The following is a 22144-nucleotide window of genomic DNA, read 5'->3' on the forward strand; positions in this document are numbered from 1 at the left end:
TACCCGCATTTCCTTGATTGACATACGTGACTGCCAAGTAAAGACGTCTTGATATAGGTTCCGGATTCCCGAAAAAAGCATAAAGCCGAGCTAATTCGAGACAGAATGCGACAGGAAAATATGCAATCCACCCTAAATTATTCCAATTGGCCGTCGTATACGGTTATGCAGGGTCCGAGGACTTGCGACAGCAAGTTCCCCTGCCAGATCTGTCGGGCACCCAGTTCCTGACGTATACAACCGATCCAATATCTGGAACGTATCTTGAAAAAAACAATTCTTAAAGCACTTGGACTCGTCTCATTCGTGGCCGCCACGGTCACGACCACCGCATACGCCGCCGGCAATGACAGCATCACGGTCACCGTGAAGCCGGGCAGCGTGTTCGTTTTGTCCACCGGAAAAGGCCTTGATGTTGGCGAATACTTCAGCCTTACGTTCGGCGACTTCAAGGGGCATACCGGGATCGGGATCACCAACAGGCTGACGTCGGTTCAGTATTCCGTGGCAACGTATCCGGCTGCGATTTCCGACCAGCCGCAGATGTGCTACTTCCGGCCGTACTCGAACACGCCGATTCAATGCGTCGATGTCGCCGCGGGCTCGACGGGAACGACCACGGCGTTCAACAACCAGCAGTTTGGCCCCGGCGCACGGATCACCATCACGCACAAGACCACCGGCACCCCCGGCCACAACCTCCAGCCGTCCGGCCCGGAGACGGTCGTTTTCAACTACTCGTACTAAGCGCCACGCCCGCCACCCTGGTGGTGGGCGTCTTTGGCAGCTCCAGGGAGCTGCGGGAAGTTGCCAAAGCGAGCCGGCCCCATCGAATGGGGCAGCTCGGCTTCGCGATGACCCGCGTTTCCGAGCCGGCCGATACACAGGCCGGCTCCAACGCATCAACGCGGCCTGACGCTTACTTTCAACTTCACCTGAAGCAAGGTCAGCGCACCGAGCACGAACACGGCGACGGTCCACGCGCCGTCATGGTGCAACAGCACGGCGGCGGTCGCGGCGATGCCCGCCAGTCCTTGCTGCAGGAAGCCGCACAAGGCCATCGCATGCGCGCCGTATTCATGTGCGTCGCTGACGGCGGTCGCCATGCTGTTCGGAAACAGCACCGCCTGGCCAAAGATCGTCAGGCAGTACAGCGCGATGAAAATCCACAGGCCGGCGAAATGGTTCAGCAGGCCGCCCAGCCACGACGCGAGCATCAGCGTCGTCGCGAGTGCAAGCAGCGTCGCGCCGGCATGCATCAGCCGCACGCCGCCCAGCCGGCTCACGAGGCGATTGACCAGCATCGCGCCGCTGAAATACGCGACGCCGATCAACAGGCCGATACTGCCGAAGCCCGTCACGTCCAGTCGGAAATGCTCCTGGAACACGAAAGGGCTCACTTCCTGCAGGGTCACGGTCGTCGCGAATCCCAACCCTCCCGCGCACGCGGGCCACAGAAAGCCCGGGCGCCGCAGCACGGCCCAATATGTGCCGGCCATGCCCGACGTGACGGCGGTGTGGCGTCCCGCCTTCAAGGGCAACGAATACGAGATGCCGATCGCCAGCGCGGCGGTGACGGCCATCAGCACGAAACCCGCTTGCCAATGGCTGTACCGGCCGATCAGCCCGCCGATGAACTGGCCGCCGCCCAGTGCCGTGATGAAGGCGATCGACAGCACGGAGAGCCGTCGCGCCAGTTCGTCGCCGCGCCAGTTGTCGCGCACGATGATTCTGGCGATGATCGCCGCGCCGCCGCCCGCGATGCCCTGAATGGCGCGCAATGCCAGCAGCGCCACTGCGGACGTGCAGCTCGCGAGCAGCAGACTGCCGGCTGCGAACAGCAGCAGGGAAATCAGCAACGGGCCGCGCCGGCCCCAGCGTTCCGCGGCGGCGCCCCAGAACAGGACAGGCAGCGCCGCGCCGATCACATAGGCGGAGATGGACAGCTCGGCGGCACCCTGAGTCATCTTCAGGTCGCGCATGACGATGGGCAAGGACGGCAGATAAACCGTCGTCGCCATCTGCGCCATGAATACGATCAGGCACGCCAGCGCCATCGCGCGAAAAGCCGATGCGGTGCTTTCCAGCGGCGCATCTGCGGTGAGAGCCGGTTTGTCACTCATGAGCAGCCTTGGCAGGTCTTTCGCGGAGAACAAAGCATGGAATATCTGGAGATGACCAGCCGGTGCCGATCCGCACGCGCAAGAGATGAAATGCGCGCTGCGATATGGCTATTCATCGAACCCGATGGTCGCAAGTGGGGAATCAATTTTAATCATAATCGCCGGACCCGCACGTAAAAAGCGAAGCAAAAATCCTCGCCATATAGAATGATGATTCTATTTGCGGGATTCCGCCACTCACGTGACGAGCGCTACTTTCCATCGGTACGAGCAAATGAACCCACCCATCACGCTACGCGCGGCAACGCCGGCTGACGTCCCGTTCCTCCTGAGACTGCGCAAGCTCACGATGACGGCGCATCTGCAACGGGCCGGCGTACCCACCGACGACGACACGCACTACGGCCGCATCCGCGCGAACTTCGAGGACGCGAAGATCATCTGCGACGGCACCGAATGCATCGGGCTTCTCAAGTTGAGTCGCGCGACGGATGAGTGGCACCTCCACCAGATCCAGGTATCGCCCGCACACCAAGGCAAAGGCATCGGCAACGCGGTGCTGCGTGACGTATTGGCTGAAGCGGCACGCGCGGGGGTACCCGTCTCGCTGAGCGTTCTTCAGGGAAATCCGGCGCGGCGCCTCTACGAGCAACTCGATTTCAGACTCGTCACGGAAACGCCCATCGACGCGAAGCTGACGTGGCATCCGTGATGCATCGAGTCAGCGCGCTCGCAAGAGCGACGGCGGCACGCCCAGCAGCCGCAGGAAGCTGCGGCGCATGTTCTCGGCGTCGCCGAAACCGCATTCGTTCGCCACGCGCTGCAGCGACGACGCGCCGCTTTCGAGCGCGGCGCGCGCCGCTTCCACGCGCAGTTTTTCCACCGCCTTCGCGGGCGTGAGACCGGTTTCCTCCTGGAACGCCCGCGCAAAATGACGCGGACTCATGCACGCGTGCTCGGCCATATCGCTGACGCGATGACGCGCGCCGAGGTTGCGGCGCACGTGATCGAGCAGCGGCTTGAAGCGGCCGCGCGCGCAGTCCATCTCGATCAGCGCGGAGAACTGTGACTGTCCGCCGGGGCGCCGGTAATAGACGACGAGCTGCCGCGCCACCGCGCGCGCCACCCGCTCCCCCAGATCCTCGCCGATCAGCGCGAGCGCAAGATCGATGCCGGCGCTGATGCCCGCGCTGGTCCAGAACGGTCCGTCGTTCACGTAGATATGGTCGGGCTCCAGATGCACCTGCGGGAACGCGCGGGCGAATTGTTCGCTGCGGGACCAGTGCGTGGTGGCGCGCCGGTTGTCCAGCACGCCGGCCGCGGCGAGCAGCAGGCTGCCCGTGCAGACGCTCGTCACGCGCGCGCCGCGCTTTGCGCAGCGCTGCACGAAGCGATGCAGGCGCGCGTCGGCCATCAGCGCGTCCACGCCGTCGCCGCCGGCGATGAGCAACGTGTCGACCGCGCTGGCCGCAGGCAGTCCTTCGGCTGCCCAGCTCACGCCCGACGAGCTGCGCACGAGGCCGGCTTGCGCGGCGATGGTGCGCATCGTGTAGTGGCCGTCGCGATAGTAGCTGGCGACTTCGAACGCGGCCACGGGACCGGCCGCGTCGAGCAGCTGGAAGTCGGGAAAAACGAGCACGGCGATGCGGTGCGGCATGGCAGAAAAAGCAGGATCAGCGACATTGCTGCCAAAACGATAAGGCGCGACGCTGTGGGGTGTCAATCCACCAGAAGGAGATTCGCGACATGACAGCCGCACCCTACGTCGTCGTTTTCGCGCTGTTCGACAATGTGACGCAACTCGATTTCGCCGGCCCTTACGAGGTGTTCCTGCAACTGCCCGGCGCGCAATGCGTGATGGCTTCGTCCCGCGGCGGGACGATCGTCGCCGACGGCGGCCTCACGATCGCGAACGTCAAGCGGCTGGCCGACATCCCGCACGCGGATCTCGTGTGCGTGCCGGGCGGCCTGAGCGTGGTCGACGCGCTGGGCGACGCCGATTACTTGCGCGAGCTGCGCCGGCTCGCGGAGGGAGCGCAATATGTGACGTCGGTATGCACGGGATCGGTGCTGCTTGGGGCGGCTGGGCTGTTGCGCGGCAAGCGGGCGGCTTGTCACTGGTCATGGCGCGACCTGCTGCCACCGTTCGGCGCGATCGTCGATGAGGCGCGCGTGGTGCGCGACGGCAACGTGATCACCGGCGGCGGCGTGACGGCCGGCATCGACATGGCGCTGTCGGTGATGGCGGAGATTGCCGGCGCGGAGCACGCACAGACGGTGCAGCTTTGCGTCGAGTATGCGCCGGCGCCGCCGTTCGATTGCGGGCGGCCCGAGCGTGCGGCGCCCGAGCTCGTGGAGGCGGTGACGGCGCAGCTCGACCGGATGAGGATCGATCGCTACGCCGCGGTGCAGCGGGCGGCGCAAGCGCTCTGACGCAGAGCCGGCCGCGCTTTCCGCGCGCGCTCGGTCGAGCTCGTTCCTTTGCTGGGCAGGCCCGCCGATGCGCATGCAGAAGACGCATACTCCACGCATCCGTCACCGTCGCGAACCGTGAACTCCCGCGCATCAATGTTGCGCCGCCCACACCGGTTCGCGCAGGCTGTGGAGTTCCTTGTTCCGCGCAATGGTTTCGGGGCCCGGCGGATAGTCGTGGTTGCTGGTCGGCAGCAGACCATCGTGATACGCGCGAATCAGCTCCTGACGGACCTCCTCGCGCGTCTTTCCTTGCGGGGCAGGATTCCCGGACGGGCTGACCGGCGCAATGGCAGCGGCGCCGCGGGTGCTCGACGCGCTACCCGCCGCGTATGCGTTGGGGTAATCGTGACCGCCATCCGCGAAGGCGGACGTGGCAGCGGTTGCGGCAACAACCATGGCGACGACAGTTCGAATGTTCACGTGATCTCTCCGGTTCGAAACCCGGAATCGCGACAGGCGACTCCAATGGCATGCATTCTGGAGAGCGGGCCCTGAATGGCCCGTGACACATGCATGACCTTTCGGTCACGCCGCTTTCATACGCCACCGAACTCAATGGATGCCTCCCGCCTTCAATGCGTCCGTGGTCATGTGTGCGCCAAGCGCAAGCAGCATCACGCCCATGGCCCAGCGTTGAGCCAGCAGGAGTCCCGGGCGACCGGCGAGGAACGTCGCCATGCCGCCGGAGCAAACTGCCACGAAGCCATTGACCGATGCGAACGCGACGATCAACGACGAACCGAGCACGAGCGACTGCCTGAGAACGCTGCCGTCCTGATCGTTGATGAATTGCGGCAGCAGTGACAGAAAGATCATCGCGAGCTTCGGATTCAACAGGCTCGTCGTGGCGCCCATCACGAAGAGCCGGCGAGGCTGTTCCCGGGGCAGATCGCGAACCTCCAGCGGAGAACGGCCACCAGGCTTCACGGCCTGCCACGCCAGATAGAACAGATACATGGCTCCCACCGCGCCCAAAACACTGCCTGCATAAGGCACGCTCAAGAAAAATGCCGTGATGCCGAATGCTGCGCCAAACATGTAGAAGAGGTATCCGAGCATGACGCCCGCAAGCGAAATGAGCCCGGCCGTGCGTCCTTGCGCAATCGAGCGCGACATCACGTAGACCATGTTCGGGCCCGGTGTCACGGCAAGCATTCCGGCGACCGTCAGAAATCCGTACATCGATGCCGAACCGTGCATTGTCGCGCCCCCCAAGTGTTCAACGATCGCAGTATCGGTTTGATGCAAACGCTAGTAAAACGAATTAAACTGAATTCATTGATCAGATTTTCTGAATAAAATGAAGAAGCTCGATCTGGACGTGCTCGAGATGCTCGTGGCGATTGCCGATACGGGGTCGTTTGCGCGAGGTGCGGAGTCCGTGCATCGGTCGCCGTCGGCGGTCAGCATGCAAATCAAGGCGCTCGAAGAAGCGCTGGGAAAGCCGCTTTTCGTGCGAAGCACCCGTAACGTAACGATTACCGCGGAAGGCACGACGCTTTTGGACTATGGCCGTCGCATGCTTGCGATGCGGGATGAAGCATGGGCATCGGTCGTTCGCCCCGAAATGAAGGGCCGCGTCACCATCGGCGTTCCCGATGACTACGCGTCGTCGCTGCTGCCACAGGTTCTGGGAAAGTTCGCGGTCGCGCATCCGCGTGTCGAAATTCGGGTGATCGGCCTGCCCAGCCACGCGCTCGTGCCATTGCTCAAGGACAACACGCTGGACCTGGCGTGCATCACGAAAGCGAGGGGCGTTGCGGGCGAATTCCTCCGGTTCGAGCCGATGGTGTGGGCCGGGTCGCCCGCAAGAAAGGTGTGGAAGGAGCGCCCGCTTCCGATCGCCGTTTTTGCCCATGGCAGTACGGCACGCGCCCATGCCATCAGCGCGCTTCAGCGGGCAAGCATCAAATATCGGATGTCCTACGAAAGCCCGAGCCTGATGGGCCTGATCAGCATGGTCGAAGCAGGGCTCGCGATAGCGCCCCTCGCAAAATGCAGCGTGCCGGGGCACCTCGTTCAGCTATCGCAGAACGAAGGGTTGCCGCCCCTGGACGAACTCGAAGTCGTCCTTGCCCGCAGTGCCCGGTCCGGCCGGCCGCCCTGTGATTTTCTCGCCGGACAGATTCTGGCCGAACTGCGTGTTTGAGCCGGTCGCTCGATGGCCGAGCCTGCAAAGGATAGCCGCCGCATGACAATGCCGCAGCATCACATGATCTCGCCGGTTCGAAACCCGGAATCGCGGCACGTGACTCCAATGGCTTGCAAAATGACTCATCGAGGATGACTGCGGAACACGGGGCAGACCGTCCGCATTCGACTGCAGCCGACATTCGACGCAGCTCACCAGATCGCCGACAATCGAGACTTCCGGCGTGGCTGCCGTCGACATCACGCACCGGGAATAACGATGAACTCACCTGCGGCGTGACCATGGATCGTCTGGAGAGCATGACTGTATTCGTCGAGATCGTCGGTACCGGCAGCCTGGCCGCCGCTGCCGACCGACTCGGCTTGTCGCCAAGCATGGTTGGCAAGCATCTCAACGCGCTCGAAGCGCGCCTCGGCGTGAGGCTGCTTCAACGTACGACGCGAAATCACCACCTCACCGAGGCGGGGTCGCTTTATCTCGATCGATGTCGCGACATTCTCGGGAGAGTCAAGGCAGCCGATGAAGATGCGTCCACGCTCCGCGGCAGTCCCGTCGGTCATCTTCGGATATCCGCGCCGATTTCCTTCGGCGTCACGCAATTGACTCCGGCAATTTCAGCGTTCCTTGCGCAATATCCTGGTGTCGATATCGAACTGATGTTGACCGACGCCCCGGTAGACCCGATCGGCGACGGCGTGGATGTCGCATTCCGATTTGGGCCGCTGGTAGATTCGACCTTGATCGCCAGATCGTTGCCGTCGTACTACAGGATGGTCGTATGTGCGGCTCCTGACTATCTGGCGCGCCGCGGAATGCCGACGGCGCCGCACGACCTGGTCCATCACGACTGCCTTGGCCACACGCGCTGGGGGCCGCGGCATACGTGGCGCTTTGACGGGCCGCAGGGGGTGATCGAGATTCCGGTGACCTATCGACTGCGCGTCGACAACGGCCCCGCATTGCGTGAGGCCGCGCTCGCCGGCGGCGGCGTGATACTGCAGCCGTTCGGCCTTGTGAAGACCGACATTGCGAACGGGCATTTGACGCAACTGCTCGTCGAGTACGCAACGCGTGGCAGAGACTTTTATCTGCTCTACGCACGCGATGCCGGCAAATCAGCGAAAATTCAGGCATTCGTCAAGTTCGCGCTTGACCATCTGGGCGATGCCGATTCGACCGCATGAAGCTAGGCGCTTTTGTCCGTCATGCCGAAGACATCCGCAGCGACACCCAACGCATTGTTCACGGCCGCGCCTCCTGCGTAGAACATCGTCTGGAGAATGGCTTCCACGATCTGCTCGCGGGAAGCGCCCGAGGCAATCGCCGCCTCGATATGCGCGCGCAGTTGCGGGAGTGCGTAACCGAGCGTGACGCAGCACGCAATGATGATCAGCTCGCGTGTCGCCAGATCAAGCCCGGGGCGGTCCAGCACGCCCGCAAATGTCCACTGCATGGTCATCGTCAGGAAATCCGGGCAGAGCGCCTCGCGCGACATGGCGAGTTGCTTGCCGCTGTGTTCGCCGTGCAGGCGCTCGAACAGCGCGAGGCCTCGCGCGTAGGTTTCGTCTCTCGGCAGCAGCTGTTCTGACATGTCTATCCTCATCGTTTGTTGTCGAACCGTTAGCGGTCAAGCGAAGTCTGCCCGAGCGGGATTCGCGGAAAAATACCGCTGCAGTGGTTTGACTTCGCACTCAGGGTGTGGGATCGACAGTGCGCTCGCTTTCGGCTGTCATGGGAGCCGGTCGACAACGACGGTCAGATCGTCGACAATCGCCGCCGACTGGGCGAATCACATTCCACAGCCATTCCAACATGAATGCAGGCATGCCCAACCCACTGCACGGCGCCATGAACAATCACCGATTTTCGTCATTTCATTTTTATATATGGCTGGCATTTGGCGCGCTGATTTATTTCTCCGACCAGCTGGACAGATCGCTGAATCTTTCGTTCTTTCTGATTCCCGTACTCTTCATTCCTTCCGCAATCATCGGCATCTTCTGGTTGATTAGTTACGGCAGGTGCGTATGGAATCGCCAGTGGCGAACACTTGCGTCAGTTATCCTGGCCCCTGTGTTGACGTTTGCTCTTTTTGGAACATTGTTGAAGTTTAAAATCGATCCGGACTGGATTCATTTTCAAATCGTGCGGACAGCCTATCTCCGGGAGATCCGTGAAAGTCCGGGGCAGTCGCCCAAGCACCATCGATGGTACTGGGGCGATACCGGTTCGGCGATCGGTCCGAATATCTTTCACGCGCTTATTTATGACGAGGCCGACGAACCCCTTCGAGGACAAACGATGGCTGAGGAGCGAGACGACTCTACCGATGTACGACCGATGGGTAATCACTTCTTCCTGGTCACCCAGTACCGGTAGCGATCACCTGCTTGCAGCATGCTGGAAGATCGGCTCACGCTTACGTCGTGCCCGGCAGCGCACTCGAGACGAGCACGGCCGCGACCAGCAGCACGCCGGCCAGCACGAGCGACTCGACCTTGAGCACCGCGCCGAAACGGCGCAGCGCACCCGCCGGCGAAGCCGCTGCCGGATGCTTCAACGCGGACAGCAGCTTCGGCATTTCGAAGAACCGGTTGTGCCCGCCGAGCGCCGCGGCAATCAGCACCAGTGCGAGCTTGAGCAGCAGAACCTGCCCATAAGCGGACGCCAGCAGGTTCGAAGGCGTACCGACTCCGCGCCATCCGTTGTACGCGCCCGTACTGAACAGGACGATCAGCGCCCAGGTCGATGCGTCGGAAAGCGACTGCACGAACGACGCGCCATTCCGGTATTCACTTCCCGGCGCGCGAATCAACGGCGGCATCACCGCATACGTCGTCACCAGCACGAGGCCGACCCACGCGCTGATGGCAAGCAGATGCAGCCAATCCACCCAGACCGGCGCGCTGAACAGCCCCGCATCCACCGGATGCCCGCCATTGCTGCGCGCAAGCGCGACGCCCGCCAGCGCAATCCACGTCGCGAACGGAACACGCGACTCGCCTCGTGACGGTAGAAACGACAGCACGACGATGCAAAGCGTGAAACCGGCGCCGACCAGCCACGCATGCCCAAAGCCGGTTCCCGCGAGCATCGACCACACGGCCGGACCGGCTTCGAACAGCGTCGACTCGCTCATCAACGCGCAGTGCGCCCAGAAGGACAGCGTGCTCGCCAGCAGCGACACGACGGATGCGATGCGCATCGTCGCGACCAGACGTCGGGCCATGCCCGCCTGCCAGTCGGATTCGCCGCGAGCGAGCCATCGGTGGCCGAGCATTGCGCCCACGACGACGGCGAAGCCGATGTTCTGCACGGCGACCGCGACCAGCCTCAAGATGCCGAGGAACCCGTCGTTCATCACTTCACCTTGAACACGTAGGTGCCTTTGGTCTTGTGCGCATCCGCGGTCATCGCAGTCCACTGGACCGTGTACGTACCCGACGCCAGCTTCGGCACCGCGACCGTCATGACGCGCGGCGCGGACGCGTCGACCCTGGCCTTCTCCTTCGTGACGGCGGCGCCGCTTGCGTCGGATACCTTGACCGAACTGAAGGTCGGTTCGAGGTCTTCGTTGAAGGCAAGGCGCAACACGTCAGGCGCAACGTCGACCGTGCTGCCCGACGCGGGCACTGCGCTTTCCAGCTTGCCGTGCGCCAGCGCTGCAACCGGCGCGAGCGCGATCGCGCCGGCCGCGGCCAGCCCGGCAAGATGCTTGAGGGTGAATGTCTTCATCAGTTGTGGCTCGTCTCGTCAGGTCAGGATGGGACGCGGCAAAAAACGCCGCGCCCCGCATGCCGTCACGGCTTCTGCAGCTTCGTGACGGTGAGCGCGCCATTCACTTCCTCGGCGACGAAATCGATCTTGTCGCCGGCCTTCACCTGCGACAGCATCGCCGGGTCCTTGACCTTGAACACCATCGTCATCGCGTCCATGCCGAGGTTCTCGAGCGGGCCGTGCTTGATGGTCAGCTTGCCCGCGGCCGAGTCGACCTTGCGGATTTCGCCGTGCGACAGGCTGCTGTTCGCGTCGGCGCCCTGCTTCGCACCGCCGCTCATGTCCATGTTGCCCATCTCGCCGGCCGCATGCGACGCGGCCGAGAACGCGAGGGCCCAGCCCATCGCAATCGAAACAAGTGCTTTTTTCATCGTCTTTCTCCAGGGTTGAGGGGATGAAACGGACGGCCGGGTCACGCCCGGCCTGGTTGTGTCGTTCAGCCGTCCGGCAGCTCGCCGGTGTATTCGTAGGCCACGGTTCCCTTCGGATGCCTGAACCAGCCCGGGTCGCGGTAGTCGTTTCGGCCCAGCCCTTGCCGGACCTTGACGACGGTGAACATGCCGCCCATCTCCAGCGGACCGAAAGGCCCGGTGCCGGTCATCATCGGCAGCGTGTTGTCGGGCAGCGGCATCTCCATCTCGCCCATCGCGCCGCCGGTGCTGCCCATCGCCATGTAGTCGGGCACCAGCTTGTTGATGCGTTTCGCGAGATCCTTCTGCGGCACGCCGATGAGGTTCGGCACCTGATGGCCCATCGCATTCATCGTGTGATGCGACTTGTGGCAGTGGAACGCCCAGTCGCCGGGGCGGTTCGCCGTGAACTCGATCGCGCGCATCTGGCCCACCGCGACGTCGGCCGTCACCTCCGGCCAGCGCGCGGCAGGCGGAATCCACCCGCCGTCCGTGCCGGCCACCTCGAAGCTGTAGCCGTGCAGGTGGATCGGGTGATTCGTCATCGTCAGGTTGCCGAACCGGATACGCACGCGGTCGCCCGCGCGCACCGGCAGCGGGTCGATGCCCGGGAACACGCGCGAATTGAACGTCCACATGTTGAAGTCCGTCATCTCGTTGACGCGCGGCGTGTAGCTGCCCGGGTCGATGTCGTAGGCCGCCAGCAGGAACACGAAGTCCCGGTCGACCGGCATCACGCCGCGGTCCTTCGGGTGCACGATGAACATGCCCATCATCCCCATCGCCATCTGCACCATCTCGTCGGCGTGCGGGTGATACATGAAGGTCCCGTGCTTCTCCAGCTCGAACTCGTAGACGAACGTCTTGCCGGGCGGGATGTGCGGCTGCGTGAGCCCCCCGACGCCGTCCATCCCGCAGGGCAGCAGCATGCCGTGCCAGTGAACGGTCGTATGCTCGGGCAGCCGGTTCGTGACGAAGATGCGGACCTTGTCGCCCTCGACCGCCTCGATGGTCGGGCCGGGCGATTGCCCGTTGTAGCCCCACAGGTTCGCCTTCATGCCGGGCGCCATCTCGCGCACGACCGGCTCGGCCGTCAGGTGGAATTCCTTCCAGCCGTTCTTCATTCGCCACGGCAGGGTCCAGCCGTTGAGCGTCGAGACCGGCGTATACGGGCGTCCGTTCGGCGGCACGAGCGGCGGCTGCGTCGCCGCCTGCGCCATCGTCGGCGCTTCGGGGAGCGACGCGGCGCCCGCCTTGCTGACCATCGCGGCGCCAAGGAGTGCGGCCCCGGAGCCGCTGAGGAATTGTCGACGGGACACCATGTTATTGACCTTCCGAATGCGTTGCCAGCGCCGGTTGCGCCGTGTTGGCCGAAGCTGGCTGCGCTGCGCCCGCTCGGGGCAGATGGCCGCCGACCGCCTGCTGGAGATCGGTTTCCGCAAGCCAGTAGTCCTTCAGCGAGTCGATGTAGCTGTTGACCGCGCCGACCTGTTCGCGCGAATCCGCGAGCAGCTCGAAGACGCTGGCGAGCATGCCGTTGTAGCGGAGCAGCAGCTCGTCCGAGATGGTCTTGCGCAGCGGCACGACCTCGTCGCGATAGTGCTTCGCGACGTCGTAGCTGGTCACGTACGCCGAGTACGACTCGCGAACCTCCGAGCGCGCATCGATCGCGGTCCGGGCGAGCTGGTTTGCCGAGCGCATGTAGATGGCTTCCGCACGGGCGACCTTGGCGCCGCCCCAGTCGAAGACGGGAATCTCGATGCTGATCTCGTAACCGTGCTCATGCCCCTTGTCGGTCTCGTAGTTGTTCACGTAGCCGACATCGAGCGCGTTGATGAAGCGCGTCGCCTTGGTGAGGCCCAGCGATGACGCGACGCCCTGCGTTTGCAGCTTCGCCGCCTGAATGTCCAGGCGGTTCTGCATCGCGTAGCTCTCGAGATCCTCGAGATCCGGGCGCGCCTTCGGCAAGTCCGGCAGGCGCTCGGGAAGCGCGTACTGCGTGCCGGCGCCCCACAAGCCCATCGTGCGCGTCAGCTTTTCGCGCGCGGCGACGGCCTGCTGCCGCGTCCTGGCGAGCTGTGCGACCGATTCGGCATAGAACGCCTGCTCGCGCACATGGTCGAGCTTGCTGAAGTTGCCCGCCTGGCGCATGCGCGACGCCAGTTCGGCGCCGGCGTCCGCGGAGTCCTTCACTTGCTCCGCGTACCTGGCGGCCTGCTCGGCCGCGACCGCGTTGACGTACGCGCGACGCGCGTCGGCGGCGACCTTGAGCATGCCGTCCGCCGTCTCGAGCTTGGTCTGCTCGAAGCGACGCCCTTCGATGCGCGCGGCGAACGGCAACGTCAGGAGGCCGAGCACGTTCGCCGAAAACGTGCGGCCGATACTCAGGTCGCCGTTTCCCGCGCGGGTCCGGCTGAACGTGAACCCGGGATTCGGGAGGCGGCCGGCCTGCACCAGGTCGGCTTCGGACAGGCCCAGTTCCGCGTAGGACGCCTGAAGGCCGCGGTTGTTCAGCAGCGCGACCTGCACGGCGGCGTCCATCGTGAGCGGCCCGGCGAGCAGCTCCTGCGTCCGTTTTGCCGCGGCATTCCGGTCGTCGTCCGTCCTGACGATGACCGCGTCCTTGCCGAGCCGCTCCCTGGCGGTCGAGGTCACCGTATCGAAACCGCCGTCCCTAGAAAACGTGGTGCAGCCGGCGAGCAACGCCATCACCGCGATGCCCGCCCCCATTCGAGCGGAAAGGAATCGTCGCATCATTTGGCGGCTTCCTCGCGCTTCAAGTGGTTCGAATGGTTGTCGCCCCCGTGCTTCATGCCGCCTTTGGCCGGCTTGTCGAGGACGGCCTTGTTCAGTTGCAGCCACGTCGGCCCGTCGCCGTCGCGGTAAGGCTGATAGCCGTCGAACGCAGATGGCGCGGTCATCGCCGGCACCGGGGCCGCTGCGTCGGTCGGATCAGGAAGGGTTGTCGCGGCATGCGCGAGCGACGGCAAGGTAGCCGCCGCTCCAAGCAGCGCTGCAGAAATCAGTCGCATACGTGTTCTCGTCATGAATCAGCTGGCAGGCGCATATGAGCGCGCCAGGTCGAATGGCGTGGCGCGGTTCATCGACCGCGGCGGCGAACTAGACCGGAAGACGGCGAGGCGGTCGCTCGATGCCGTCGGTCAGGAACGACACGACGCCGACGGGAGGCGGAATGGGGCTGGCGACGCGAGCGGCGTCCGGTGCGGCGGCCACGGCAGGCACGGCCGGCAATCCCGTTTCGATGCAGCAGGACGCACAGGTCGAACACGCATGCGCGTGGTGCGCGCCGCCGTGATGCCGGGGGTGATGCGCGTCGCCCGCGCGCGCCATGCGTTGCATGTCGGGGTGGTATTCTGGCGCGGCCGGTTCCAGGTGCCGGGGCGCATCGCCCTGCGCGACGGCGCATTGCATCGAGACGGCCGCAAACGACTGGGCCGGAAGGCTCAGCGCCAGCAAGACAACGATGAAGAGTGTGCGCCAGTACGACATGGAAGCGGAATCCGGCAAGCGGCAATCGAGTGAGTCGGGTCGGAAGAACGTGGGACGCAGCTTATCGCCGCGCGCGTGACGTCGGCATGGCCATAAAATGACCGAAATTTCATGCAGCCGCGTCGTCCGGACCGTCGACGGCCGGCGCTTCATGAAAAAAATGTCATCCAGCCGTCATGCCTGGCGCGTCCGCGCCGCCCTAAGCTCGGCCCCTGGACCGACCCGCCTCATTACAGACAGCACGACCCACTTTGCAATGCGGATACTCATAGTCGAAGACGAGCCGAAAATGGCGTCGTATCTCCGGAAAGGATTGATGGAGGCGAGCTACACGGTCGACGTGGCCGAGAATGGCCAGGACGGCCTGTTCCTGGCGCTGCACGAAAACTTCGATCTGATCGTGCTGGACGTCATGCTGCCTGGAATCGACGGCTTCGAGGTGCTCAAGCGCCTGAGGGAGCAGAAGCAGACGCCGGTGCTCCTGCTGACGGCCCGGGAAGCCATCGAAGACAAGGTGACCGGCCTTGAATTGGGCGCGGACGACTATCTGCCCAAACCGTTTGCCTACGCCGAGTTCCTGGCCCGCATTCGCGCGCTGCTGCGGCGCGCACCGCGCAACGTCCGGGACATCCTGCTCATCGCCGATCTCGAGGTGGACCTCATCAGGCGGCGGGTGAAGCGCGGCGACACGCGAATCGATCTCACTGCGCAGGAGTTCGCGCTGCTGCAGCTTCTCGCCGAACGCGAAGGCGAGGTGCTCACGCGCACCTTCATCACGTCCCAGATATGGGACATGAACTTCGACAGCGACACCAACGTGGTGGACGCCGCCATCAAGCGCCTGCGCGCGAAAATCGACAACGCATACGAGAAGAAGCTCATCCATACGATACGCGGGATGGGCTACGTGCTCGAGGACCGCTCGTGACCGACGGCCCCACCCCGTACTCGCTGCTCCGGCGGCTGACGCTCGCATTCGCGCTGGTCGCGGCGCTCGTGTTCGCGTTAACCGGCACCTACCTGTACCGGTCGCTGTCGGCGGAATTGCAGCGGCGCGACGACATCGAGATCGGCGGCAAGCTGAACCAGTTCCTGCAGCTTGCGCGCGCGAGCGGCTCGACCGAGGCCATCCGCACGAACCCGGCCATCGTTCACGAAGTCCTGCTGTCCCATCCCGGGGTCTATCTGGGCATCTACGACAGCCGCAACATGCTGCTGGTCGAGCATACCGACAAGCCGGACGTGAAGCTCGACGCACTCGTCACCGGTCGGCATCCGGGCCGCCAGCCCTTTACCTGCTCGCCCGATGGCGTCGGGCCGTCCCGCTGCATCGTCGCCGCAGCAACGCTCCCGTCCGGCGAGGCGATCCGGGTGGCGCTGGTGCGCACGGCGACCGACCGGCAATCGCTGCTCGAGAGCTACCGGGTCGATATCTGGGTCGCGGTTGCCGTTGGCGCGATCCTCGTCGGCGCGCTCGGCTATGCGGTTGCGCGCCGCGGTCTGCGTCCGGTCGAGAGCCTGGGCCGGCAGACATCCCGCATCGAGGCGCACAACCTGAACGAGCGGCTCGACATCGGCGGCGGCCCGATCGAGCTGCGGGAACTCGCCGTCTCCGTGAATCGCATGCTCGACCGGCTCGAACGCGCGTTCGTCCGCCTGTCACAGTTTTCGTCGGACCTCGCGCATGACATGCGCACGCCGCTGGCCAACGTGATCAGCTCGTCGCAAGTCACGTTGTCCCGACCCAGGACGACCGACGAATACGAGGCGCTGATCGACTCGAACATCGAGGAGTGCGAGCGTCTCCAGCGCATGATCGAGAACATGCTGTTCCTCGCGCGCACCGACCATGCACAACAGCACCTGAGGCTGTCGGACCTCGACGCGGCGAACGAGCTGGGCCGGCTCGCCTCGTATTTCCAGGGCCTCGCCGACGAGAAGGACATCCGCATCGTGGTCGAAGGCGACGCCCGGGTGGCGGCGGACGCCACGCTGTTTCGCCGTGCGGTCAGCAATCTCGTGTCGAACGCGCTGGACCATGCGCTGGCCGGCTCGACGATCGAACTGGCTGCGCTTTCGTCAGCGGGGTTTTCCGTCGTCAAGGTGACGAATCGCGGACGCCCGATCGCGCCGGAGCACATCGACCGCATTTTCGAGCGCTTCTATCGCGTCGACGCGTCGCGGCACGGGTCGTCCAAAAATGCGGGCCTCGGCCTCGCCATCGTCAAATCGATCATGGAGCTGCACCGCGGCAACGCCGAGGCGGTGAGCAACGACGCCGGCACGACTTTCATCCTGCGCTTTCCCGTTCCGGCCACGGCCTGAACCGTTCGTCACTCGCGCTGCCGCGCGGCGCGACATGCACGCCGCGCGGCAAAGCCACCCGGCCGACGATCAGCGGCCGCCCGGCAGCGCAATGTCGACCAGCACCGGATCGTGATCCGACGAGCGGTACGCGTCGGGCGCGTAGTAGGTCCGTTGCTGCTCGGCGCTCTTGTACGCGAGCGTGTACTGCAGCGCGACCGGCTCGTCCGCGTTGATGTGCCACTCGTGCACGGCCTTCACGTGCGCCGCGAGCGGCAGCGACGCGAGCGCGTGATCGAGATAGCCCGCTTCGCCGTTGTAGACGTAGCTGTACGCATCGGCGCCGACCCAGCGCGACACGAGGTTCCGGTAGCCGCGCGACGCGAGCAGGCGGATCGGGTCTTCATGCGTGTAGCTGTTGAAATCGCCGATCAGCAAAACGCCCTGGCTCGACACGCCGGTCGGGGTGCCGGCGAGCCAATCGGCGAGCTTGGCCGCCGCGCGCGTGCGCGTCGCATTCCAGCAGCCCTGGCCGTCGCCCTGGTCGAGATCGTCGCTCGTCGCGTCCGGGCAATTCTTCGATTTCAGATGGTTGACCGCGACCGTCAGCGCATGCTTGCCGCCGACGCGCCGGAACGTCTGCGCGAGCGGCTGGCGGTTCTTGTCGTCGATCGCGAGCGTCGCCGCGCGGCCGACCGGCTCGACCTTGCGGCTGTCGTAGATCAGCGCGACCGCGATCGCGTCGCCGCCGAGCCGCGCCGTGCCCGGATCGACGACGCGCCAGTGGCTGCCGAGCTTCGCCGCGAGCTGACGCACCGCGCTCAGTTCGCCGTAGCCGTTGTTCTGGATTTCCATCAGGCCGATCACGTCGGCGTCGAGCGCCTTCAGCGCGCTGACGATCTTCGCGTCCTGGCGCACGAACTCCTGATAGGTCTTCGCGCCGCGGTTGGCCGGATCGTCGAAGCCGCCGCCGAGGCCGTTGCCGTTGAAATAATTGAGGACATTGAACGACGCGACGCGCAGGTTCGCGTGCCGATCGCGCGCGGGCGCCGCGGCGCGCGGATTCGCGCGCGCATCGAACGCCGGCGCGGCCGCGCCGGGCACCGGCTGCAGGCGCCATGCGCCGTAGCGCATTTCAAGCACGCCCTCGACGTTGCTGACCGTGTAGCCCGCGCGCAGCGTGTTCGCGGCGGAAAGTCCGGGCGCCGGATACGGGACGCTCGCCGGGTTCTGCTTGTTCGAGCCGTCGTCGAGGACCAGCCGGTTGCGCGCGTTTGCGTCGATTTGCGACTGTGCCTGCGCGGGCGGCACGACGCTCGTCGGCGTGCGCAGGCGGCCATTGCTGAGCAGCACGCTGCCGTAGCGGCCGAGCTCGTAGTTGTCGGTGACGTTCAGCTTCTGCGGCAGCCGCACCAGCATGCCTTCATACGCGGCGAACGTATTCACGTTGTCGACGGGCAGCGCGAGCGTCGCGGGCGTGACCGACTGGCCGTTCGCGCACACCGCGATGGCGCCCGACAGCGTGAGCTGCGTCTGCCCGTATTTCTCCTCGACCTTGCCCGTCACGTGGACGAGATCGCCCGCCTTCGCGCGCGCTTTCGGCGCATAGACGAACAGCCCCTCGGAGACCCCCGGCTGGTTGCGGCGCTGCGCATCGGCCTGCTGGACGAAGAAGCCGCCGAAGCCGTCGGCGCCGCCGAAATCGGCGGTGACGACCGCTTCAATCGATACGTTCTGGCCGGCGAGCGGCGACGGCGCGCCCGGCCCCTGAATCTCGGCGATCGGCGTCGCGCTGCCGCCGCAGGTCGCGCTGACGGGCGCGGCGGTGGCCGCGAGCGCCGGCGCGGCGGCAAGGGCGGGCAGGAGCAACAGGAGGGCAGGCACGGGAATCGGAGCGCGCATGACGGAGAGTCCGGTTGTGAGGGTGCCGAAAGCTTAGCGGTGCTTGGTGACAGTTTTCGGTAAGAAAAAGATGGGCGGATGTAATGTTGCCGATCCAACCGGACGGACCGCCGCGTGGCGGATGCCCCGGGTCGCCGGGAAGCCGTTCGCAACCGGCTCGGCCCGACGGCAGCGGTCCCCGCGCCATTCCTTCCGCGCTTCCCGGGCCGAAACCCGGTGCCGTCAATTACTACGAAAAATTACATGTGCTATCGTTCGGCCCACTCGTGCCGTTTGCTCGCGCACGACTCGCTACGCCCGGCCATTTTGGCCCCCAGATAAATAACGCCCGGTCCGCCGGCGAACTCCAGACTCATGCAGATCCAGAACGCCCGCCGCTGGGCGCCACGCGGGCCACGGCGATGGGTTGCCGCACTCGCCGCGCTGGGCCTGGCGAGCGGTGTGCGCCTCCTGTTGCACCCGCTGCTCGGTCCTGTCATGCCGGGCACCGCGTTCAGCGTCGCCGCCGTGCTGATCGAGTACTACTTCGGCCTTGCGCCCGCGCTGACCGTGATGCTGGCCGGCCTGTGCATCGCCGACTACCTGTTCGTGCCGCCTTATGGCGTGTTCGACGTCATCGATCGCACCGACATCCTGTTCGTCGTTTCGTACCCGCTGATCGCGCTCGTGCTGATTTCGCTGATCGAGCGCCTGAGGCGCGCGCAATTCCGCGCGGAACTGATCGCGTCCGTCGCGCAGTCGCGCTACGAGATGCTGCTGCGCCACGACAACGAGCGCTTGCTCGCGCGCCGCGCGATCGATGAAACGCACCGGCTGCTGCATCACCTGTCGCAGTACCACCGGACCTTCGTGCTGATGCAGGCGCTCGAACACAACCCCGCATGGAGCGGCGGCACGAGCGGCCCGGCGAACGGCGCCCATGCCGCGTTGCCGCAGCCGGCGGAAATCGCGCCCGGCCCCCGCTTTGACGACGTCGACCCGGACGATCTCCGCCGCCTGTCGAAGACCCTCTCGGCCGGCCGGCACCGCGTGCGGCTGCGCCGGTCCGGCGCGCCCGCCCCGCGCGCGGCGGGCGACGCGGCAGGCGACGGCGCCAGGCGGTTCGTCGACTGCATCTGCGAACGCTTCACGACGCATGCCGGCGATTTCCTCGTGCTGCGCATCGACGACTGACGCCGGGGTCTGCTTACACATGTCAATCTCCGCCAGAACGGTCTTCAACGAAGGCGACGGCCACGCCGTGCTGATGCTGCACGGGCTGTCCAGCTCGCCGCTGGAATTCCGCTATCTCGCGCGCTTCCTGAACGACGAGGGCTTCACGACGTGCGCGCCGGTGCTGGACGGCTATAGCGCCGGCACGCCGGAACAGGCGATGGAGCAATGGCTCGACGCCGCGACGCGCGAATACGACGCGCTCGCCGCACGCTACGAACGCGTGTCGATCTGCGGGCTGTCGATCGGCGCGGCGCTGGCGCTCGCGCTCGCGCATCGCCGTCCGCAGGCGCAGGCCGTTGCGCTGCTGTCGCTCACCCTCGCGTACGACGGCTGGGCGATCCCGTGGTATCGCTTCCTGCTGAACTGGGCGTATTACTCGCCGCTGCGCCACCGCTACCGGTATCGCGAATCGGCGCCTTACGGCCTGCGCAACGAGGCGCTGCGCGCGAAGATCGCGCGTGCGATGAGCCGCGACAACTTCAGCGAAATCGGTCCGTCGACGATCTCGCTCCCCGCCCTGCACCAGGCCAGCCGGCTCGCGGCTTGCGTACGCCCGAAGGTGCGCGCGATCCGCAACGACTGCCTGATCATCCATGCCATCGACGACGAAACATCGAGCCCGCGCAATGCGCGCTTCATTGCTTCGTCGATCGGGGCCGGCTTCCTGCGAACCATCTGGCTCGACGACTCGTATCACATGATCACTTCCGACAACGAACGCGAAATCGTCGCGCGGGAAACCGCGCTGTTCCTGCGCGAAAGCGAATTGGCAAGCCGCACGGGCGACGCCGGCGCCAAGCCGGTCGTCTCGAAGGCGCTGGCGCGCCGCCTGCGGCAACTGGCGACACTGGGCAAGGGGCGGACGTCGTGATGAAGCTTCCTGCGTTCCTCACCACGAAACAGGCTGCAAAACGGGCCGCGCTGCTGGCGGCAGGATTGTCGCTGACCGTCTGCGCGATCGACGCATCGGCCGGCGACGCCGCAGGCGCAGCCGCCGCCGGCGCGACCGCCCAGCCCGCCAGCAAATGGAAGGTCGCGCTCGGGCCGGGCCTGTTCGTCTCGCCGCAATACCCGGGCTCGCGGGACCTGCGCGTGTTCCCCTATCCCGCGCTCGACATTTCCTACGACGACCGCATCTTCTCGCAAGGCCCCGACGTGCTCGGCGTGAACGTGATACGCGGCGACGACTATCACGTCGGCGCAGCCATCACACTCGATTTCGTGTCGCGCCACGAGAGCGACGATCCGCACCTGCACGGGCTCGGCAACGTGAACGCCGGCCCGAAGCTGAAGCTCTTCGCCGACTACACGGTCTGGATGTTCACGGGCTCCGTCGCGATGTATCAGGACATCGCCGGACACCACCAGGGCAAGACCGTGCTCACCGATCTCTATGCGTCGCTGCCCGCCGGCAGCTGGCTGTTCTCCGCCGGGCCCGGCTTCACGTGGGCGGACGCCGTCTATACGCGCACGTTCTTCGGCGTGTCGAACCAGCAGAGCGCCGCGTCGGGGCTGCCCGTCTACAACACGGGGGCGGGCATCCGCGACGTGCATCTGAACGGCTACGTCAGCTACGACTTCTCGAAGCACTGGGTCGGCTCGGTCGCGGTGACGCTCGGGCGCTTGCAGCACCATGCCGCGTCGAGCCCGATCACCGAGCGCAGGACCGAGCTCAATACGCTCGCGTCGGTCAACTACCGCTTCTGACCGCACGTGTGACCGGGGCAACGAGGCCCGCCCGAATGGCGGGATCGACGCTCGGCAGACGCGGTCGTGGATCATGTCCGACGTCGCGGCTCAACGCCTGGCCTTCGACCTGTTCAGCGCCACCGCATCGCGCACGAGCGTCTTCAACGCGCCTTCGTTGATCGTTTCGCCTTCGCGGAAATCGATCGCGCGCCGCGTGCTCCCTTCGAGACTGGCATTGAACAGGCCGGCGGGATCCTGCAGCGCCGCCCCTTTCGCGAAGGTCATCTTCACGACGCTCTTGTAGGTCTCGCCGGTGCAGATGATGCCCCCGTCCGACCACACCGGCACCCCGCGCCACTTCCACTCCTCGACGACGCCGGGATCGGCCTCCCTGACGAGCGCCCGGAGCCGGCCGAGCATCTCGCCGCGCCAGTCGCCCAGCTCCGCGATTCTCGCGTCGATCAGTTGCGAAGGTGACTGGCCGTTGTCTTGCTGCGACTCGCCTTTCTTCATGCGCGTTTCTCCTTGGACGTGAATGCCGGACCTGCCGTACGGAACCCGCTTCGTTTCGCGTCGCGAAGGCCAAT

The 22144-nt window shown here is 65.2% G+C and carries 25 protein-coding genes; 11 read left to right on the forward strand and 14 right to left on the reverse strand.

The genetic code is table 11. The features are described from left to right. Positions 1-264: 264 nt before the first annotated feature. Positions 265-747, forward strand: a complete 483-nt coding sequence (locus ACFIMZ_RS32750; RefSeq protein WP_431823576.1) for a hypothetical protein — start codon at positions 265-267, stop codon at positions 745-747. A 155-nt stretch (positions 748-902) separates the two neighbouring features. Here the strand turns inward: ACFIMZ_RS32750 and ACFIMZ_RS32755 are convergent, their stop codons facing one another. After that, positions 903-2123 carry an MFS transporter gene (locus tag ACFIMZ_RS32755; protein ID WP_431823577.1) on the reverse strand — a complete coding sequence of 407 codons (1221 nt, stop codon included), beginning with the start codon at positions 2121-2123 and terminating at the stop codon, positions 903-905. A gap of 274 nt (positions 2124-2397) precedes the next feature. Between ACFIMZ_RS32755 and ACFIMZ_RS32760 the strand changes: the two genes are divergently transcribed. Beyond that, on the forward strand, positions 2398-2835 hold the full coding sequence (locus tag ACFIMZ_RS32760; protein WP_431823578.1) for a GNAT family N-acetyltransferase: 438 nt from the start codon (positions 2398-2400) through the stop codon (positions 2833-2835). Between the two features lie 9 nt (positions 2836-2844). Here the strand turns inward: ACFIMZ_RS32760 and ACFIMZ_RS32765 are convergent, their stop codons facing one another. Then, positions 2845-3780 (reverse strand): GlxA family transcriptional regulator, encoded by a 936-nt coding sequence (locus tag ACFIMZ_RS32765; protein ID WP_431823579.1) that lies wholly within the window; start codon positions 3778-3780, stop codon positions 2845-2847. An 89-nt stretch (positions 3781-3869) separates the two neighbouring features. On the opposite strand from ACFIMZ_RS32765, the gene ACFIMZ_RS32770 reads away from it, so the two are divergent. Then, positions 3870-4556 carry a DJ-1/PfpI family protein gene (locus ACFIMZ_RS32770; protein ID WP_431823580.1) on the forward strand — a complete coding sequence of 229 codons (687 nt, stop codon included), beginning with the start codon at positions 3870-3872 and terminating at the stop codon, positions 4554-4556. Between the two features lie 132 nt (positions 4557-4688). Here ACFIMZ_RS32770 and ACFIMZ_RS32775 read toward each other — a convergent pair whose 3' ends face one another. Together ACFIMZ_RS32775 and ACFIMZ_RS32780 are read right to left on the reverse strand one after the other, a co-directional pair. Then, positions 4689-5018: a DUF4148 domain-containing protein gene (locus ACFIMZ_RS32775; protein WP_431823581.1), complete on the reverse strand. Its 330-nt coding sequence runs from the start codon at positions 5016-5018 to the stop codon at positions 4689-4691. Between the two features lie 132 nt (positions 5019-5150). After that, positions 5151-5798 carry a LysE family translocator gene (locus ACFIMZ_RS32780; protein WP_431823582.1) on the reverse strand — a complete coding sequence of 216 codons (648 nt, stop codon included), beginning with the start codon at positions 5796-5798 and terminating at the stop codon, positions 5151-5153. A gap of 100 nt (positions 5799-5898) precedes the next feature. Here ACFIMZ_RS32780 and ACFIMZ_RS32785 point away from each other — a divergent pair, with 100 nt between their 5' ends. Continuing rightward, the gene (locus tag ACFIMZ_RS32785) at positions 5899-6747 is read left to right on the forward strand and encodes a LysR substrate-binding domain-containing protein (RefSeq protein WP_431823583.1); all 849 of its coding nucleotides are present in this window, start codon (positions 5899-5901) and stop codon (positions 6745-6747) included. Positions 6748-7031: 284 nt separating this feature from the next. After that, positions 7032-7934, forward strand: a complete 903-nt coding sequence (locus ACFIMZ_RS32790) for a LysR family transcriptional regulator (protein ID WP_431823584.1) — start codon at positions 7032-7034, stop codon at positions 7932-7934. 2 nt (positions 7935-7936) lie between these two features. Here ACFIMZ_RS32790 and ACFIMZ_RS32795 read toward each other — a convergent pair whose 3' ends face one another. Further along, positions 7937-8341, reverse strand: coding sequence for a carboxymuconolactone decarboxylase family protein (locus tag ACFIMZ_RS32795; RefSeq protein ID WP_431823585.1), 405 nt, complete (start codon positions 8339-8341; stop codon positions 7937-7939). Between the two features lie 233 nt (positions 8342-8574). On the opposite strand from ACFIMZ_RS32795, the gene ACFIMZ_RS32800 reads away from it, so the two are divergent. Beyond that, positions 8575-9129, forward strand: a complete 555-nt coding sequence (locus ACFIMZ_RS32800) for a hypothetical protein (RefSeq protein WP_431823586.1) — start codon at positions 8575-8577, stop codon at positions 9127-9129. 40 nt (positions 9130-9169) lie between these two features. On the opposite strand, the gene ACFIMZ_RS32805 is transcribed toward ACFIMZ_RS32800, so the two are convergent. The 7 genes from ACFIMZ_RS32805 to ACFIMZ_RS32835 all read right to left on the reverse strand — a co-directional run bounded on the left by ACFIMZ_RS32805 (position 9170) and on the right by ACFIMZ_RS32835 (position 14447). Continuing rightward, positions 9170-10111, reverse strand: a complete 942-nt coding sequence (locus ACFIMZ_RS32805; RefSeq protein WP_431823587.1) for a copper resistance D family protein — start codon at positions 10109-10111, stop codon at positions 9170-9172. Beyond that, positions 10111-10485 (reverse strand): copper homeostasis periplasmic binding protein CopC, encoded by a 375-nt coding sequence (gene copC / locus ACFIMZ_RS32810; protein WP_431823588.1) that lies wholly within the window; start codon positions 10483-10485, stop codon positions 10111-10113. Before copC ends, ACFIMZ_RS32805 begins: the two co-directional genes overlap by 1 nt. A gap of 65 nt (positions 10486-10550) precedes the next feature. After that, complete coding sequence (locus ACFIMZ_RS32815) at positions 10551-10898, reverse strand: copper-binding protein (protein ID WP_431823589.1); 348 nt, start codon at positions 10896-10898, stop codon at positions 10551-10553. Between the two features lie 65 nt (positions 10899-10963). Continuing rightward, positions 10964-12259: a multicopper oxidase family protein gene (locus tag ACFIMZ_RS32820; RefSeq protein ID WP_431823590.1), complete on the reverse strand. Its 1296-nt coding sequence runs from the start codon at positions 12257-12259 to the stop codon at positions 10964-10966. 1 nt (position 12260) lies between these two features. Continuing rightward, complete coding sequence (locus ACFIMZ_RS32825; RefSeq protein ID WP_431823591.1) at positions 12261-13694, reverse strand: TolC family protein; 1434 nt, start codon at positions 13692-13694, stop codon at positions 12261-12263. Then, positions 13691-13969 (reverse strand): hypothetical protein, encoded by a 279-nt coding sequence (locus ACFIMZ_RS32830; RefSeq protein WP_431823592.1) that lies wholly within the window; start codon positions 13967-13969, stop codon positions 13691-13693. The genes ACFIMZ_RS32825 and ACFIMZ_RS32830 overlap by 4 nt, the downstream gene beginning before the upstream one ends. Before the next feature lie 88 nt (positions 13970-14057). Next, positions 14058-14447, reverse strand: coding sequence for a hypothetical protein (locus tag ACFIMZ_RS32835; protein ID WP_431823593.1), 390 nt, complete (start codon positions 14445-14447; stop codon positions 14058-14060). Between the two features lie 256 nt (positions 14448-14703). On the opposite strand from ACFIMZ_RS32835, the gene ACFIMZ_RS32840 reads away from it, so the two are divergent. Next, positions 14704-15375, forward strand: a complete 672-nt coding sequence (locus ACFIMZ_RS32840; RefSeq protein WP_431825424.1) for a heavy metal response regulator transcription factor — start codon at positions 14704-14706, stop codon at positions 15373-15375. After that, entirely contained in the window at positions 15372-16772 is a 1401-nt protein-coding gene (locus ACFIMZ_RS32845) for a heavy metal sensor histidine kinase (RefSeq protein WP_431823594.1), read from the forward strand. The genes ACFIMZ_RS32840 and ACFIMZ_RS32845 overlap by 4 nt, the downstream gene beginning before the upstream one ends. Before the next feature lie 69 nt (positions 16773-16841). On the opposite strand, the gene ACFIMZ_RS32850 is transcribed toward ACFIMZ_RS32845, so the two are convergent. After that, complete coding sequence (locus ACFIMZ_RS32850; protein ID WP_431823595.1) at positions 16842-18653, reverse strand: ExeM/NucH family extracellular endonuclease; 1812 nt, start codon at positions 18651-18653, stop codon at positions 16842-16844. 354 nt (positions 18654-19007) lie between these two features. Here ACFIMZ_RS32850 and ACFIMZ_RS32855 point away from each other — a divergent pair, with 354 nt between their 5' ends. From ACFIMZ_RS32855 to ACFIMZ_RS32865, 3 genes are read left to right on the forward strand one after another with little or no spacing between them, the layout of a single operon-like run. After that, positions 19008-19826 (forward strand): DUF4118 domain-containing protein, encoded by an 819-nt coding sequence (locus tag ACFIMZ_RS32855; RefSeq protein ID WP_431823596.1) that lies wholly within the window; start codon positions 19008-19010, stop codon positions 19824-19826. A gap of 19 nt (positions 19827-19845) precedes the next feature. After that, on the forward strand, positions 19846-20739 hold the full coding sequence (locus tag ACFIMZ_RS32860; RefSeq protein WP_431823597.1) for an alpha/beta hydrolase: 894 nt from the start codon (positions 19846-19848) through the stop codon (positions 20737-20739). Beyond that, entirely contained in the window at positions 20739-21575 is an 837-nt protein-coding gene (locus tag ACFIMZ_RS32865) for a MipA/OmpV family protein (protein WP_431823598.1), read from the forward strand. Before ACFIMZ_RS32860 ends, ACFIMZ_RS32865 begins: the two co-directional genes overlap by 1 nt. Before the next feature lie 90 nt (positions 21576-21665). Here ACFIMZ_RS32865 and ACFIMZ_RS32870 read toward each other — a convergent pair whose 3' ends face one another. After that, on the reverse strand, positions 21666-22070 hold the full coding sequence (locus tag ACFIMZ_RS32870; protein ID WP_431823599.1) for a DUF1801 domain-containing protein: 405 nt from the start codon (positions 22068-22070) through the stop codon (positions 21666-21668). Positions 22071-22144 lie beyond the last annotated feature (74 nt).

Source organism: Burkholderia sp. F1, assembly GCF_050813845.1.
GTDB lineage: Bacteria > Pseudomonadota > Gammaproteobacteria > Burkholderiales > Burkholderiaceae > Burkholderia > Burkholderia ubonensis.